Annotated in this window: 16 protein-coding genes; 9 read left to right on the plus strand and 7 right to left on the minus strand. The window is 59.4% G+C overall.

Going from position 1 to position 14782, the window contains the following annotated elements; genetic code table 11:
* Positions 1–357 precede the first annotated feature (357 nt).
* Entirely contained in the window at positions 358–1746 is a 1389-nt protein-coding gene (locus WA367_RS07515; RefSeq protein ID WP_336056184.1) for a GumC family protein, read from the plus strand.
* Between the two features lie 7 nt (positions 1747–1753).
* Here the strand turns inward: WA367_RS07515 and WA367_RS07520 are convergent, their stop codons facing one another.
* The gene (locus WA367_RS07520) at positions 1754–2923 is read right to left on the minus strand and encodes a GNAT family N-acetyltransferase (protein WP_336056185.1); all 1170 of its coding nucleotides are present in this window, start codon (positions 2921–2923) and stop codon (positions 1754–1756) included.
* 62 nt (positions 2924–2985) lie between these two features.
* Complete coding sequence (locus WA367_RS07525) at positions 2986–3204, minus strand: DUF2842 domain-containing protein (RefSeq protein WP_081871113.1); 219 nt, start codon at positions 3202–3204, stop codon at positions 2986–2988.
* 154 nt (positions 3205–3358) lie between these two features.
* Here WA367_RS07525 and WA367_RS07530 point away from each other — a divergent pair, with 154 nt between their 5' ends.
* The gene (locus WA367_RS07530; protein ID WP_336056186.1) at positions 3359–4453 is read left to right on the plus strand and encodes a COX15/CtaA family protein; all 1095 of its coding nucleotides are present in this window, start codon (positions 3359–3361) and stop codon (positions 4451–4453) included.
* 4 nt (positions 4454–4457) lie between these two features.
* Here the strand turns inward: WA367_RS07530 and argC are convergent, their stop codons facing one another.
* Positions 4458–5390 carry an N-acetyl-gamma-glutamyl-phosphate reductase gene (gene argC, locus WA367_RS07535; protein ID WP_336056187.1) on the minus strand — a complete coding sequence of 311 codons (933 nt, stop codon included), beginning with the start codon at positions 5388–5390 and terminating at the stop codon, positions 4458–4460.
* A gap of 91 nt (positions 5391–5481) precedes the next feature.
* Positions 5482–6429, minus strand: coding sequence for an agmatinase (gene speB / locus WA367_RS07540; protein WP_336056188.1), 948 nt, complete (start codon positions 6427–6429; stop codon positions 5482–5484).
* 199 nt (positions 6430–6628) lie between these two features.
* On the opposite strand from speB, the gene WA367_RS07545 reads away from it, so the two are divergent.
* Entirely contained in the window at positions 6629–7687 is a 1059-nt protein-coding gene (locus WA367_RS07545; protein WP_336056189.1) for an acyltransferase family protein, read from the plus strand.
* Positions 7688–7763: 76 nt separating this feature from the next.
* Here the strand turns inward: WA367_RS07545 and rpsI are convergent, their stop codons facing one another.
* The 3 genes from rpsI to WA367_RS07560 form a co-directional block, all read right to left on the minus strand.
* Complete coding sequence (gene rpsI, locus WA367_RS07550; protein WP_036481232.1) at positions 7764–8249, minus strand: 30S ribosomal protein S9; 486 nt, start codon at positions 8247–8249, stop codon at positions 7764–7766.
* Entirely contained in the window at positions 8242–8715 is a 474-nt protein-coding gene (gene rplM, locus WA367_RS07555) for a 50S ribosomal protein L13 (protein ID WP_036481229.1), read from the minus strand. The genes rpsI and rplM overlap by 8 nt, the downstream gene beginning before the upstream one ends.
* A gap of 220 nt (positions 8716–8935) precedes the next feature.
* Positions 8936–9394 carry a PaaI family thioesterase gene (locus WA367_RS07560; RefSeq protein WP_336056190.1) on the minus strand — a complete coding sequence of 153 codons (459 nt, stop codon included), beginning with the start codon at positions 9392–9394 and terminating at the stop codon, positions 8936–8938.
* Positions 9395–9528: 134 nt separating this feature from the next.
* Here WA367_RS07560 and WA367_RS07565 point away from each other — a divergent pair, with 134 nt between their 5' ends.
* From WA367_RS07565 to WA367_RS07590, 6 genes are all read left to right on the plus strand, one after another.
* Positions 9529–10350 carry an enoyl-CoA hydratase gene (locus WA367_RS07565; protein WP_336056191.1) on the plus strand — a complete coding sequence of 274 codons (822 nt, stop codon included), beginning with the start codon at positions 9529–9531 and terminating at the stop codon, positions 10348–10350.
* Positions 10351–10587 (plus strand): methionyl-tRNA formyltransferase, encoded by a 237-nt coding sequence (locus WA367_RS07570; protein WP_336056192.1) that lies wholly within the window; start codon positions 10351–10353, stop codon positions 10585–10587.
* A gap of 3 nt (positions 10588–10590) precedes the next feature.
* Entirely contained in the window at positions 10591–11112 is a 522-nt protein-coding gene (locus WA367_RS07575; RefSeq protein ID WP_336056193.1) for a CoA-binding protein, read from the plus strand.
* A 126-nt stretch (positions 11113–11238) separates the two neighbouring features.
* Positions 11239–12525, plus strand: coding sequence for an O-acetylhomoserine aminocarboxypropyltransferase (locus tag WA367_RS07580; RefSeq protein ID WP_336056194.1), 1287 nt, complete (start codon positions 11239–11241; stop codon positions 12523–12525).
* Positions 12526–12678: 153 nt separating this feature from the next.
* The gene (locus WA367_RS07585) at positions 12679–13713 is read left to right on the plus strand and encodes an NADP-dependent oxidoreductase (protein ID WP_336056195.1); all 1035 of its coding nucleotides are present in this window, start codon (positions 12679–12681) and stop codon (positions 13711–13713) included.
* 214 nt (positions 13714–13927) lie between these two features.
* Positions 13928–14560 (plus strand): ATP-dependent Clp protease proteolytic subunit, encoded by a 633-nt coding sequence (locus WA367_RS07590; RefSeq protein WP_336056197.1) that lies wholly within the window; start codon positions 13928–13930, stop codon positions 14558–14560.
* The last annotated feature ends 222 nt before the right edge of the window (positions 14561–14782 follow it).

The following is a 14782-nucleotide window of genomic DNA, read 5'->3' on the forward strand; positions in this document are numbered from 1 at the left end:
GCCGCTTAAGATGAAAACCCTGATGAGCCAGAGCCTCCACTAGATCAGGCCGCCGAACTGCTCAAAACCTCTGACGACGGACACGTCATCGTCATCAGCTTTTCTTCGGAAGACCCGCGTCTGGCCGCGGCAATTCCCAATGCCATCGCCGACGCTTATCTGGAAAATCAGCGCGAAGCCCGCCAGCAGTCCAATGCGGACGCAACCGAATGGCTTGAACCGGAAATTGCCGATCTGCGCGAGCGCGTCCGCGAGGCCGAAGAACGTGTCGCCCGCTACCGGGCTGAATCCGACCTTCTGATTGGCCAGAACAACACCGTTCTCGCAACCCAGCAGCTTTCCGAAATCTCCAGCGAATTGTCGCGTGCGCGCGCTGCTCGTGCCGCTGCCGAGGCCGATGCGGAGGCAGCCCGTCGCGCCCTCTCAAGCGGCGGTTCGCTCGACACGCTGCCTGATGTTCTTGAATCGGGTCTGGTCGAGCGCCTTCGTGAACGGCAGGTCGATCTGCAGGCGCAGATTGCTGACCTCTCCACCACGCTTCTCGGCAATCATCCGCGTATCCGTGCGCTGCAATCGCAGCTCTCCGACCTTGATGCGCAGATCAGTTCCGAAATCCGCAAGATCATCACCGGCCTTGAAACGCGGGCCGAAACAGCGCGTCAGCGCGAAGAGGATCTGACAGCCGAGTTGAACCGCCTGAAGGCCGAAAGCGCCCGCGCAGACGAAGAGCAGGTGGAATTGCGCGCCCTGGAGCGTGAAGCCGCTGCACAGCGCGAACTGCTGGAATCCTATCTCACCCGCTACCGCGAAGCCTCGGCACGTCGCGACCGCGATCTTCTGCCCGTGGATGCGCGCATATTCTCCCGCGCGATTGTCCCACAGGAGGCCTATTTCCCGAAGGTGCTGCCGCTGACCATCGCTGCATTTGTTGCGGCACTGCTCGTCGGCGCGATTGTTCTTCTGTTGCGCGAACTCTTCAGCGGTCGTGCCATGCGTCCAGCCTATGTGCCGGGCGAGGCCGATGCACCGATGGCGGCCTCTGCCGCGACCGATGCGGCAAAACCGGCTGCACCTTCGCCAGAGCTGCCACCTGCACCGCGCCCGCTCGAAATGGAGCCGGCAACGCAGGTGCCGACCACACCGGCCGGGCTGACGGCCCTCGATATCGAAAAGGCCGCTGACCGGCTTGTTGCCAACGGCGTCACGCGGGCGCTGTTCATTTCACCGGAAGGGGACGAGGCCGCCGCTGCCGCGGTTCTGGTGGCGCGTGAGATCGCCGACACCGGCCTGCGTGTCCTCCTGATCGACCTTACTTCGACAGGTGCCGCCTCGCGACCAATGCTGGAAACCACCTCCTATGCCGGCATTACCAATATACTGGCTGCCGAGGCACAGTTCGCGGATATCATCCACGCAGATCTCTATTCCGACTGTCATGTCATTCCGATTGGCACAGCTGATCCTGCGCGGGCACTTTCAGGCATTGATCGTCTGCCGCTGATCATGAATTCGCTGACGACGGCTTATGAGATCGTTCTGGTCGAATGTGGTGTGACCGACGCCGCTGGCATCGAACGTCTTGCCGATGACAACACGCAGATATTCGTCAGCCTGATTGATCCGGAAGACGAAGCCATCGAAGAGACGGCAGAGGCCTTGAGGGAAGAGGGCTTTGGCAGCCCGGTTCTGGTCTCGCCGGTCGGCCATGAGCCGGAATCCGTTCCACCGGGACGCACGGTGGCTTGAAGCGCGGTCAGTTGCCCGTAAGGCTGCGAAGCTTCTTGAATGTCCGCATGGCTGCGGGGCTGGATTTCAGGCGGCGTTTCAACCCGGCTGACACCTGCTTGCTGCGCGCGAGCGCCTTGCCCTTGCCCGTCAGGCCGATAAAGAGATCGCGATAGCGTCGTTCCACATCGCACCACTGCCGTTTGTAGAACTCGTCCCCGACGCTGAAATCGTAGAGCGCAAGCCCTTCCTCGCAGGCTGCCAGGATGTTCTCGTGGAACAGAAAGTCTCCCGGGCTCGCATGGACCAGATCGTCTTCGAGAAAGCTGGAAAACTCACAGATGATGCCGGTTTCAGTGCGGCTTGAGCCGGTAACCGCGCGAAGCCTGCCATCCACTTCCAGACCATCAAGCTGAAAACGTGGCGGAGTGCTGCCAAGACCGCTCTTGAAGAGCTGGAGAAACGCTTGCTGAACCCGCGCTTCTTCGAAAACATTCCTGATACCAAGTTTTCCGAACCGCTCGGCCTTCATGCGGAAAAATGCATTGAGCAACCGCTCAACTTGCGCGTCACTGGCTGCCGTGAACCGGCGATAACCGCCAGCGGCCTCAAGCTTGCGCCTTTGCGAGCGATGCTTTTTGCGTTTGCGTTTGCCCGTACTTCCCGAAAGGACCTTGTCGATCCCGCCAGTCAGATCGACCGCAAGTGCAACATCGGCGCTGGCCGATGCGTCAGCCGTCAAGAAAGGATTGCGCACGCCCTCCAGCGTCTCGCGCTGGCGTTCAAGCGAAAGCATGTCGATGCGTGCGGTATGGTCGGCAAGCGCTGCCTCAAGCATGGTGAGAAGCACGCCATTGCCGCTGAGTTCCCGGTGGCAGGGCATGAAATTGCCATTGGCATGGCTGCCGCCGGGAAAGCGTGCCGTTACAATGCGGTGACTGCGGATGATTTCAAGTGCGACGGCAGCAATCGGCTCGTCTCCGTCGCGAAAGATGGCGATCAGGCCTTCGGCTTCGTCAACTGAGAGAAAACTCTCCGTCCATTCGGGCGATTGCGGCGGAGCGTAGGTCAGTGCGGATGCAGCCGCGCGGTACAGCCTCAGCCCTTCTTCGTCAGCGGGATGAAGCGTCACGCCAAGGCGGCGTTCCTTCGCTGCACTTTGCCTCGACCTGTTCTCGCCAGAACCGGCTGCCGCCATCACCGTTGCCCCTGAACATGATTACCTGGGCGATCATAGCAGCGAAAAATGAACAAGCCTTCCTATTCGCTCTCGCGCCGCTTTGAAGTTTCCATCCACTTGATGATCCACATGGCCGGCAATATCCACATAAGGCCACTGACCAGATAGAAGGCCAGATGCGTCCAGGCACTCTTGTCGGCGAGAACGGCAACAGCAAACGCCGTCGAGATCAGCGCGTAGAGAACAACGAGCGCGATCAGCGCGATCATGCCAATGAATTTCTTCAGCCTTACGGGCAAGGTGCCGGACCCTTTCTACTCTTGCGGTGTGGTTCCTATGATATGAATTTGAACCATTCGCAACCGCGACTGCATGTCACGCTACGTGTTCCCTTGCGCGCAAGAGGCCGCTGGTTCAATAAACCGGCAGGCAAGCAGGGGACGATCTTACGTCATGGCAAGCATGGAAACGACTTCAGGACCAGCCGAAAAGATGCTCAAGGCCGAAAGGAACCGGTTCCTTGTCAGGTCCTGGCTTTACGTCGTCCTCGTCATGATTTTCGCCCTCGTTGTCGTCGGCGGCGCCACCCGCTTGACCGATTCCGGCCTCTCCATCACTGAATGGAAACCCATCCACGGTGTGATCCCGCCCTTAAGCGGAGCTGAATGGCAGGAAGAGTTCGAGAAATACCGGCAGATCCCGGAATACCAGCAGATCAACAAGGGCATGAGCCTGGACGAGTTCAAGACCATCTTCTGGTGGGAATGGGCACATCGCTTCCTGGCGCGCGGCGTCGGCTTCGTCTTCGCGCTGCCGCTGGCCTTCTTCTGGTTTACGGGGCGTCTGGAGAGCCATCTGAAGCCAAAGCTCGTGGGGCTTCTGGCACTCGGCGGACTGCAGGGCGCGGTTGGCTGGTGGATGGTGGCTTCCGGACTGGTGGACCGTGTTGATGTCAGCCAGTACCGGCTCGCCACCCACCTCACCATTGCCTGCCTGATTTTCCTCGTGACGATGGTGATCGCGCGCGGGCTTGCACCGCATTCGGGCGGCACATCCGGCGACAGCACGCGCAAATTCGCAGGCTGGATGATCGTGGCCGTGCTCATCCAGATCTATCTCGGCGGGTTGGTGGCGGGCCTGGATGCCGGTTTTACCTACAATACCTGGCCGCTGATGGACGGAGCCGTGGTGCCGGGCGGTCTGTTCGTCCAGTCACCCTTCTGGATCAATCCGTTCGAAAACCCGAAGACGGTGCAGTTCATCCACCGCATTGGTGCCTATACGGTGCTGGCTCTGGCGCTTGTCCATGTCTATCAGGCTTGGGCCGCAGAGGCAGGCTCAACCCACTCTCGTCGGGCAGTCGTTCTGGCACTTCTGGTGGTCGCACAGGCGCTCGTCGGTATCATTACGCTTGTGATGGTCGTGCCGCTCGGCTGGGCACTGGTGCATCAGGGCATGGCGCTGGTCGTGCTCGGCTTCGCCGCTGCCCATTGGCGTGCATGCAAGGGCGCCTATCCGCCCGAGCATGCGGTCATGACACGGTCCTGATAACCTAGCCTACGCGGCCAAGCATCAGGTCCATGTTCTGAACGGCAGCGCCCGAGGCACCCTTTCCGAGATTGTCATAGACGGCGATCAGCACCGCCTGCTTGCGCGCGTCATTGGCAAAGACATGGATGCGCATATTGTTCGTGTCGTTGAGCGACTGCGGGTCGAGGGCAGGGGAGCGCTCCAGCTCTTCGAGGGGCGCGACTTCCACGGCGCTGTTTTCCAACTTGCCGTAGTGCGCCTCGAGGGCGGCATGGATGTCCTTGCCCGAAGGCGCGTGATCGAGCTGGCCGAGCTGTAGCGGGATCGCCGTCAGCATGCCTTGCGCGAAATTGCCGATCACCGGCTGCATGATCACGTCATTATCCAGGCCGGTATAGGTCTTGATCTCGGGCAGATGCTTGTGATTGAGCGTCAGCCCGTAAGGCAGGTACCGCGGTGCGGCGTCGCCCTTGGCCTCATAGTCTTCCATCATCTGACGCCCGCCGCCGGAATAGCCGGTGACGCCATTGATCGTGACGGGATAGTCCTTCGGCAGAAGTCCTGCCTTCAGGAGCGGGCGAAGCATCGCAATCGGCCCCTGCGGCCAGCAGCCGGGATTGGCGACGAAGCGTGCGGCTGCAATGGCCTTGGCCTGCGCCTCGTCCATCTCGGCAAAGCCATATGTCCACCCATCGGCGACGCGATGGGCGGTCGAGGCATCAATGACGCGGGTCGTGTCATTCGGGATAAGTGAAACGCTCTCGCGCGCAGCATCATCGGGGAGGCACAGGATCGCGATGTCGGCCTTGTCCAGATATTCCGCGCGCGCATCCTTGTTCTTCCGCCGTTCCACCGGCACCGAGATGATCTCGATGTCCTTGCGGCCTTCGAGCCGCGAGCGGATCTGAAGGCCAGTGGTGCCGTGTTCGCCGTCGATGAAGATTTTTGCAGTCATGTCTCAAGCCGAAGAAAAGAATCTGAAATCAGATGGATGAAGCGCAAAGCGGAATCAATCCATCAAGGCGCTGAATCGGTTCGCGAAGCAGTTAGCGGGCCTTCTTTTCCGCAAGAAGGCCGAGATAGTGCTGCGCCACGGATGCGCCCGCAATCGCCGTCATGTCGGCATGGTCATAGGCGGGGGCCACTTCCACGATATCGGCGCCAACCATGTTCACTGGCCCAAGCCTGCGCAGGACCGACAGGATCTTCGCCGAAGAGGGGCCGCCCGCAACCGGCGTTCCCGTGCCCGGAGCATAGGCGGGATCAAGGCAGTCGATATCGAAGGTGACATAGGCCGGCACCTCGCCCACATGGGCGATGATCTGGTCAGCGATCTCCTGCGCGCGCATCTCTTCCACGTCATAGCCGTGGAGGATGCGGATGCCGCAATCTTCCGGGGCATGGGTGCGGATGCCGATCTGGATGGAGCGGCCGGCGTCGATGACATCCTCGCGCACCGCACGCAGCACGAAGGACCCGTGATCGACCCTTTTGCCGTCATCGGGCCAGGTGTCCTGATGGGCGTCGAACTGGATCAGCGCCAGCTTGCCATGCTTTTCCTTGTGCGCCTGCAGGAGCGGCCAGGTGACGGAATGATCTCCGCCCAGCGAGAGGAGGAAGGCTCCGGAACGCAGGATCTTGTCGGCCTCGCGCCGGATCTGTCCATGCGCGCGCTGCGGATAACCGTAATCGAACAGGCAGTCGCCATAGTCGATCACCGCAAGGTCTTCGAAAAGATCTCGATGGAACGGATATTGCGGGTCATTGTCGAAGATGGCCGACGCGCGGCGAATGGCCTGCGGACCAAACCGCGAACCGGGGCGGTTGGAGACAGCGGAATCGAAGGGCAGTCCCCACACAACAGCTTCCGCCCCCTTGAGGTTCTTGGAGAACTTGCGACGCATGAAGGAAAGCGCGCCCGCATAGGTCGGGTCGCTGGCACCACCCGTCAGATTGCGGGCGGTGAAGGCGTTGTCGATGGACTGAGAGGGCATTATCCGCGCTCCGTTAACTGTGTGATGCAGCCTCTATTGCACTGCCAGAACCTCAAAGCCAATCGTTAGGAATTGGCGCTTAGACTGTTCGCCTTGTGTGGCAGCCGATATCGGGGGCTTTGGCCACCAGATGCGCCTGATTTGGCATAGAATGCAGGGGAAGTAGAGTCTTTTGAAGCCTAGCCAAGATCCTGTTGATATGCGTGCGGGCAGGGACACAACGATCTATGCCGTACAATATCTGCGTGCCGGTGCAGCCTTTCTGGTCGTGTTCTACCATCTGGTCATTGCGCTGCATGATGAGACCCGATCCCTGATTTCTTTCGCCAGGGGCGCGGTAGGCGTCGACATCTTCTTCGTGTTGAGCGGCTTCATCATGGCCATGATCGCAGCCAAGCGTTCAGACCCCGCCGACCGCTTCATGCTGCGCCGCTTCGCGCGTATCGCGCCGCTCTACTACCTGCTGACACTGCTGCTCTTTGCCGTCGCGCTCGCAGCACCCCAGCTTCTCAACAGCACCACTGCCAATCCGCTGCATCTTCTCACATCGCTCTTCTTTCTGCCTTTTGACAGCGGGGGAGGGCGCAACGCACCGATACTGATCCTCGGCTGGACCCTCAATTACGAGATGTTCTTCTATCTCCTGGTGATGATTGCCTTGCGCGTCTTCAAGGACCGGACGCTGTTCAGCGTTATTGTCATGCTGGCGATGCTCGTGGGGCTGGGTGTCGTGATGGACAGCGACGCGCTGCTCGCGCGCTTTTACCTCGACCCGATCATCCTGGAATTTGCGCTCGGCATCCTTGTCTATCACATTGCCTTCAAGCGCGGGAGACTGCCGTTTCTCCTGGCACTTGTGGTGTTCCTTGTGGGAGTGGCACTGATCGCTCTGCAATTTGCCCCGGTAGAGCCTGACCTTCGGTCTCTTCTTTGGGGTGTGCCTGCTGCCATGATCGTGGCTGGTGCCCTGGGCATCTTCAGCGCTCGTATTGAATGGCTGCGCCGGATCGGCGACTGGTCCTACTCGGTCTATCTCGTTCACGTCTATGCCATTCACTTCCTGGTCAAGCTCGTGAGTGGCTATCTTCAGCCCTATCCGGGCCTGCAGTGGGTTATGGCCGGCGTCGCGATACCCGCAACCATCGTCGCATCGGCAATTCTCTACCATCTTGTCGAAGAGCCGGGGCGCCGTCTGGTCATGCGACTGGCGCGCATCAACGCAAGGTCGCCGGCACAAAGCTCCACGCCCGCTGAGTAGACTTTCTCGGAAGACCAAAAAGAAAAAGCGGACCCGAAGGCCCGCTTTCTCGAAACTGCAGAGTTTTCCGTAACGCTTAGCGCTTGGAGAACTGGAAGGAACGACGTGCCTTGGCGCGACCGTACTTCTTACGCTCGACCACACGGCTGTCGCGGGTCAGGAAGCCACCCTTCTTCAGAACCGGGCGAAGCTCCGGCTCGTAGTAGGTGAGGGCCTTGGAGATGCCGTGACGAACAGCACCGGCCTGACCGGAGAGACCGCCACCAACAACGGTAGCGACAATGTCGTACTGGCCGTTGCGGTTGGCTGCAACGATCGGCTGCTGCAGGATCATCTGCAGAACCGGACGTGCGAAATAGGCAGCAAATTCCTTGCCGTTCACGGTGATCTTGCCGGAGCCCGGCTTGACCCAAACGCGAGCGATCGCGTTCTTGCGCTTGCCCGTTGCATAGGCGCGGCCCTGAGCGTCGAGCTTCTGGACATGCACCGGTGCGGATTCAGTTTCGGTCTGGGCTGCCTGCGTTGCTGCCCCCAGATCCTGGAGCGAGTTGATTTCAGCCATAGACCTTGACCCTTACATTCTTCTTGCTCAGCGAAGCCACGTCGAGCTTCTCGGGCTGCTGTGCGGTGTGCGGATGATCGGCACCTGCGTAAACGCGCAGATTCTTCATCTGGCGACGGCCAAGCGGACCGCGCGGGATCATGCGCTCGATGGCCTTCTCGACAACGCGCTCCGGGAAGCGGCCTTCGAGAATGTCGCGCGCCGTGCGCTCCTTGATGCCGCCGGGATGACCGGTGTGCCAGTAATACTTCTTGTTGTCGTATTTGCGGCCCGTCAGCACGACCTTGTCGGCATTGATGATGATGACATTGTCACCATCGTCGACGTGAGGCGTGAAAGTAGGCTTGTGCTTGCCGCGCAGGCGGTTGGCGACGATGGAGGCGAGACGACCGACGACGAGACCTTCAGCGTCGATCAATACCCACTTCTTCTCCACCTCCGCAGGCTTCTGCGAGAAGGTTTTCATGATGTTTTCCAATCTCTTGGACCCGAACCTTGTGGCTCGAGCGTTTCTTGTTGCTTCAACCGATGGCTCAAAGGCCCTCGAATGAACCCCAGATGCAGGACCTGAAGTCTGCGCGGCTTATAGAGAGCGGGAGCGAACAAGTCAATTCACGAAAAACGACCCGGCGACAAAAACAATCAACGAAAACAACAGATTAGAAAAGAGGTAAAATAATACCACACTATTTTTGAGGCGGAATCGCGTAAGTGCCGGTGGCATGGGCCACCAGGTCACTGTTTCCCGAAACGGAAATGGCCACATCGAACACCATCAGGCTGCGCCCCAGCTTCAGGATCGAGCATCGGCCATCAATGTCACCTGCTGGCGCTTTCCGCATGAAATTGATGTTCAGATTTGTGGTCACCGTCAGCGCCTTGCGGCCGATATGCGAGAGCGCGCAGACATAACCGCCAATATCGGCAAGCGTGAACAGGGAAGGGCCGGAGACCGTGCCGCCCGGGCGCAGATGGCGGTCGCTGGCCTGTAGTCGCACCAGACAGCCACCAGGCCATACATCAACCGCACGATATTCGGAATGCTCGTGATTGAGCTGCGGATAGACCTCGCACAGATAGGCGTTGACTTCTTCGGCATTCATCACCGGTGTCATCGTGCTGCCTTGCTTGACCTTCTGGTCCATGCGTTGCCTCCTCCACTCGCACTCACGCTCAATTCTGGCACTGCGGCTGTGCCAAGAAAAGAGCCTTGCTCGCCCTGTAAACCGGTGTGCGGCCCATGCTAGCCTCCGCTCAAGCTTTGGAGGAGGAGAAGCCAATGGCTCAGCTTGCCGAAACCCCATCAGGTAAAGCCATCAGCCTTGTCGAGGCGCGGCAGGAGGATGCAACGCTCATCCTCACGCTCAACAACCCGCCCGCCAATGCGCTGTCCATAGCCATGATGGAAGCGCTGCAAGGTGCCTTGGAAAGGGCGCGCGACAACGACGCGGTGCGGGCCATCATCATAACGCATGAAGGCAAGGTCTTTTGTGCCGGTCATGACCTGAAGGAGATGACGGCGCATCGCGCGGATGAAGATCGCGGCCGCGAATTCTTCGCGCGCACCATGGGCCTCTGCTCAAGGCTCATGCAGACCATCGTGCGCCATCCCAAGCCGGTTATTGCCGCAGTTGGCGGCGTGGCGACGGCAGCCGGTTGCCAGCTTGTCGCCTCCTGCGACCTCGCAGTGGCGGGAAGCGGCGCGCGCTTCGCCACGCCGGGCGTCAATATCGGCTTGTTCTGCTCCACGCCCATGGTCGCGCTCTCCCGCAATGTCTCGCGAAAACAGGCCATGGAAATGCTGCTCACCGGCGAGATGATCGATGCTGAGACTGCCCATGCCTTTGGCCTCGTCAACCGCGTCGTCGCGCCCGACGAGGTGAATCAAACTGCGATGAAATTCGCGCAAACCATTGCTTCCAAATCACCTTTGACACTCAAGATCGGGAAGGAAGCATTCTATGAGCAGGTGGAAATGAGCTTGGGCGAGGCCTATGAATACACCGCCCGCGTGATGGTCGAAAACATGCTGGCCCGCGACGCGGAAGAGGGCATCGGCGCTTTCATCGAGAAGCGCAAGCCGGAATGGAAAGGCGAGTAAATGGCACGTGTAGAAAATATAGAACTGAAACAGCGGGATCGGGTTCAGCTTCATGACCCAGTTGATGCCGGCCTGTATCTTTTCGAGAAGGATGGCCGAAAGCTTATTCAGATCGATACATTCGGTCGCGATAGCCGCGAGATGCCCAATAAGGTTAGTCAGTCGCTACAGTTTGACGCGAAAGCCGCTGAGCAACTTTTCGAGTATCTCGGTCATCATTTCGGATTTAAGCGTTAGCAGATGAACCACGACAACTACACTGACGGCTATATCAGCGAGATCCTGCGAAGCGTGAGGACGATAGCCGTTGTTGGCGCTTCGCCCAAGGATGTGCGGCCGAGCTTCTTTGTGACCAAATACATGATGGACAAGGGCTACACGGTCTTTCCCGTCAATCCGGGACATGCCGGCGGCGAAATCGCGGGCGCGCTGACCTATGCCAGTCTGGCAGACATTCCCGAGCCGATCGACATGGTCGACATCTTCCGCACCTCAAGTGCGGTGCCGGGCATCGCCGAGGAGGTGCTCGCACTCGATCCGCTGCCCAAAGTCGTCTGGATGCAGTTGTCCGTGCGGGACGATGCTTCGGCTGCACGTCTGGAAGAGGCCGGCATTCAGGTCGTGATGGATCGCTGTCCGAAGATCGAATATGCGCGGCTTTCCGGCGAGATTGGCTGGAACGGCATCAACAGCCGCGTCATTTCCTCGAAGAAGCCGTTGCTGCGCAAAGGCTTCCAGAGCTTCGGCCTCCGCCCGCGCTAGCGGCTCGTCGCGGTCCCGGCGAGCAATCTTGTTTCGCCGGACCTCTGGAAATTGGACAAATCTTCTTTGCCTGCACGCGGCGCCTCTGTATTGATGGCCGCAAATTGTTCCCAAGGAGGATGTATCATGAGTGACCGCACGCCCGGTTTTGAAACTCTCGCCGTTCATGCAGGTGCGGCACCTGATCCCACCACCGGCGCTCGCGCCACGCCAATCTATCAAACAAGCTCCTATGTGTTTGACGACGTGGAACACGCGGCCTCGCTCTTCGGGCTCAAGGCCTTCGGCAATATCTACACCCGCATCATGAACCCGACCCAGGCGGTTCTGGAAGAGCGTGTAGCAGCCCTTGAGGGTGGCACGGCAGCACTGGCCACCGCCTCCGGCCACGGCGCACAGCTTCTCGTCTTCCACAATCTGATGCAGTCGGGTGACAACTTCATCGCCGCTAAGCGACTTTATGGCGGTTCGATCAACCAGTTCGGCCATGCCTTCAAGAATTTCGGCTGGCAGGTGCGTTGGGCCGACCCGCAGGACATGTCGAGCTTTGAAAGTCAGATTGACGAGCGCACCCGAGCGATCTTCGTTGAAAGCCTCGCCAATCCAGGCGGCACCTTCGTCGATCTCGATGCAATCTCTGCAGTTGCCCGCAAGCACGGCCTGCCGCTGATCGTCGACAACACCATGGCCACGCCATATCTCATTCGCCCCATCGAGCATGGCGCGGACATCGTCGTGCATTCGCTGACCAAATTCATGGGCGGCCACGGCAACTCCATGGGGGGCATTCTGGTCGATGGCGGAACCTTTGACTGGTCGAAGTCCGGCAACTATCCGATGCTCTCCGAGCCGCGGCCCGAATATAACGGTGTCAAGCTGCACGAGACCTTCGGCAATTTCGCCTTCGCCATCGCTGCGCGCGTGCTTGGCCTGCGCGACTTTGGTCCCGCGATCTCGCCCTTCAATGCCTTCATGCTTTTGACTGGCATCGAGACGCTTCCCTTGCGCATGCAGCGCCATTGCGACAATGCGCTGAAGGTCGCCAAATGGCTCAAGGATCAGCCAAGCGTGGCCTGGGTGTCCTATCCCGGTCTGGAAGATGATCCGAACCACGACCTGATGAAGAAATACTCACCCAAGGGCGCAGGTGCGGTCTTCACCTTCGGTCTGAAGGGCGGTTTCGAGTCTGGCGTGAAATTCGTCGAAGGTGTCGAGCTCTTCTCCCACCTGGCCAATATCGGCGACACCAAGTCGCTCGTCATTCACCCGGCTTCCACCACCCACCGCCAGCTCACCGAAGAGCAGCGCGAAGCGGCAGGTGCCGGAAATGACGTGATCCGTCTTTCCATCGGCATCGAGAACGCCGACGACATCATCGCCGATCTGGAGCAGGCGCTGGCCAAGGCCGGATAAACAGTTCTGAACGTGCGAACTTTTTCAGGCCGGTCCTCATCTCGAGGGCCGGCTTGAATTTTTTTGAACCGGGTTCTTCGCGCTGGCCCTTCAAATCGCGCCGAAAGTGCATAGTTGGGATGTCTCAACTTCATTTTTAGCGGAAGAGATTTCATGCAGAGTTCCGACAAGAACCGCCGGATTGTTTTGAACGAACGCCCAAAGGGCGAGCCGAACGACAACACGCTTCGTCTGGAAGAGGCGAGCATCCCCCAGCCCGGCGATGGCGAGGTGCTGCTGCGCACTGTCTATCTTTCGCTCGATCCCTATATGCGCGGACGCATGAGTGCCGCGAAGTCCTATGCCAACCCCGTTGAAATCGGCGACACCATGGTTGGCGGCACCGTCTCGCGCGTCGTGACCTCGAAGAACAAGCGCTTCAACGAGGGCGACTGGGTGCTCTCCCAGGGCGGCTGGCAGGATTACAGCATCACCAATGGCGAGGGCGTCATCAATCTGGGAGCCGACACACCGAACCCCTCCTGGGCGCTTGGAATCCTCGGCATGCCGGGCTTCACTGCCTGGGCTGGGCTTGAATTTATTGGCGAGCCGAAGGCAGGGGAGACCGTGGTGGTCGCCGCTGCAACCGGACCGGTCGGCGCGACGGTCGGCCAGATCGCCAAGCTTAAAGGCTGCCGCGTTGTGGGTATCGCAGGCGGCGAGGAAAAATGTCGTTATGCCATCGAGGAGCTAGGTTTCGACGCCTGTATCGATCGCCGTGAAGGTGATCTGAAGGTAGCACTCAAGGAAGCATGCCCTGACGGCATCGATGTCTATTTCGAGAATGTGGGCGGTGCGGTCTTCGACGCGGTTCTCCCGCTAATGAATCCTCATGGCCGCATCCCTGTCTGTGGCCTGGTTGCGCAGTATAATGCGACCTCGCTGCCAGAAGGCCCCGATCGCTCCCCGCTGATCCTCGGCACGATCCTCACGCAGAAGCTGCGCGTGCAGGGCTTTATCATCTTCGACACCTTCGGCCACAAGTTCCCCGAATTCCAGAAGGTCATGCAGGCCTGGCTGAAGGAAGGAAAGATCAAGTATCGCGAAGACATGGTGGAAGGGCTGGAGAAAGCCCCGCAGGCACTTTACGGTATGTTGAAAGGCGAGAATTTCGGCAAGCTCGTCGTGCGTGTCGGTCCCGACAGCTGATCCTCTTGCAAGACGCCCTTCGCGGCAGGCGAGGGGCGTCTCGCGTCAACCATTTTCTAACGCGCATTGGTGACAGTCGTTTCTCCGTCGCCGCCTCCAGCGCACGGGCCTTGCACAAGCGCAAGGCTGCATCCTATCTATTGTGTGAATTACAGCCGAATCTGCCGCCTTTAGGCTCGGCAGCTCTTTAGCCCGAAAAACCGAAAGGCCTTCCATGTCCAATCCAGTCGAGACCGCGATGAACCTTGTGCCGATGGTGGTCGAGCAGACCAACCGTGGCGAGCGTGCCTACGACATTTTCTCCCGCCTCCTGAAGGAGCGCATCATCTTCATCACCGGCCCGATCGAAGACAGCATGGCGACGCTCGTCTGCGCCCAGCTCCTCTTCCTCGAGGCCGAGAACCCGAAGAAGGAAATTGCGCTCTACATTAATTCGCCCGGCGGCGTGGTGACCAGCGGCATGGCAATCTACGACACGATGCAATTCATCAAGCCTGCCGTTTCGACCCTCTGCATTGGTCAGGCGGCTTCCATGGGCTCGCTTCTGCTTTGCGCTGGCCACAAGGACATGCGCTTTGCAACGCCCAATGCGCGCATCATGGTGCATCAGCCTTCCGGCGGCTTCTCCGGCCAGGCTTCCGACATCGAACGTCACGCCCAGGACATCATCAAGCTGAAGCGTCGCCTGAACGAAGTTTATGTCAAACACACCGGTCAGGACTACGAGACCATTGAAAAGACGCTCGACCGCGACCATTTCATGACAGCGGACGAATCAAGGGAATTTGGCCTGATCGACAAGGTCATTTCCTCTCGCGAAGCGCTGGAAACGCCGGCTGAAAGCTGAGCCGACTTTAGGCAACTGTGTAGAAAGCGCAGGCAAAGACGGGAAATCGCGCCGACTGTGCGATTTCCGTCACAATTTGCTGTTCCCACAGGGGACGGGGCGACCTACGTTAAGCCTATGTTGATTTTCGATCTCCTACTCTGAAGCGGAGATTGATCTGTTGCCGCGCTTTCCGATTTGTGTTTCGTTCGGAAAACGGGATTTGGGCGAAGTGCAGCCTTG

This window comes from Nitratireductor sp. CH_MIT9313-5 (assembly GCF_037029545.1).
In the GTDB taxonomy this organism is placed as follows: domain Bacteria; phylum Pseudomonadota; class Alphaproteobacteria; order Rhizobiales; family Rhizobiaceae; genus Chelativorans.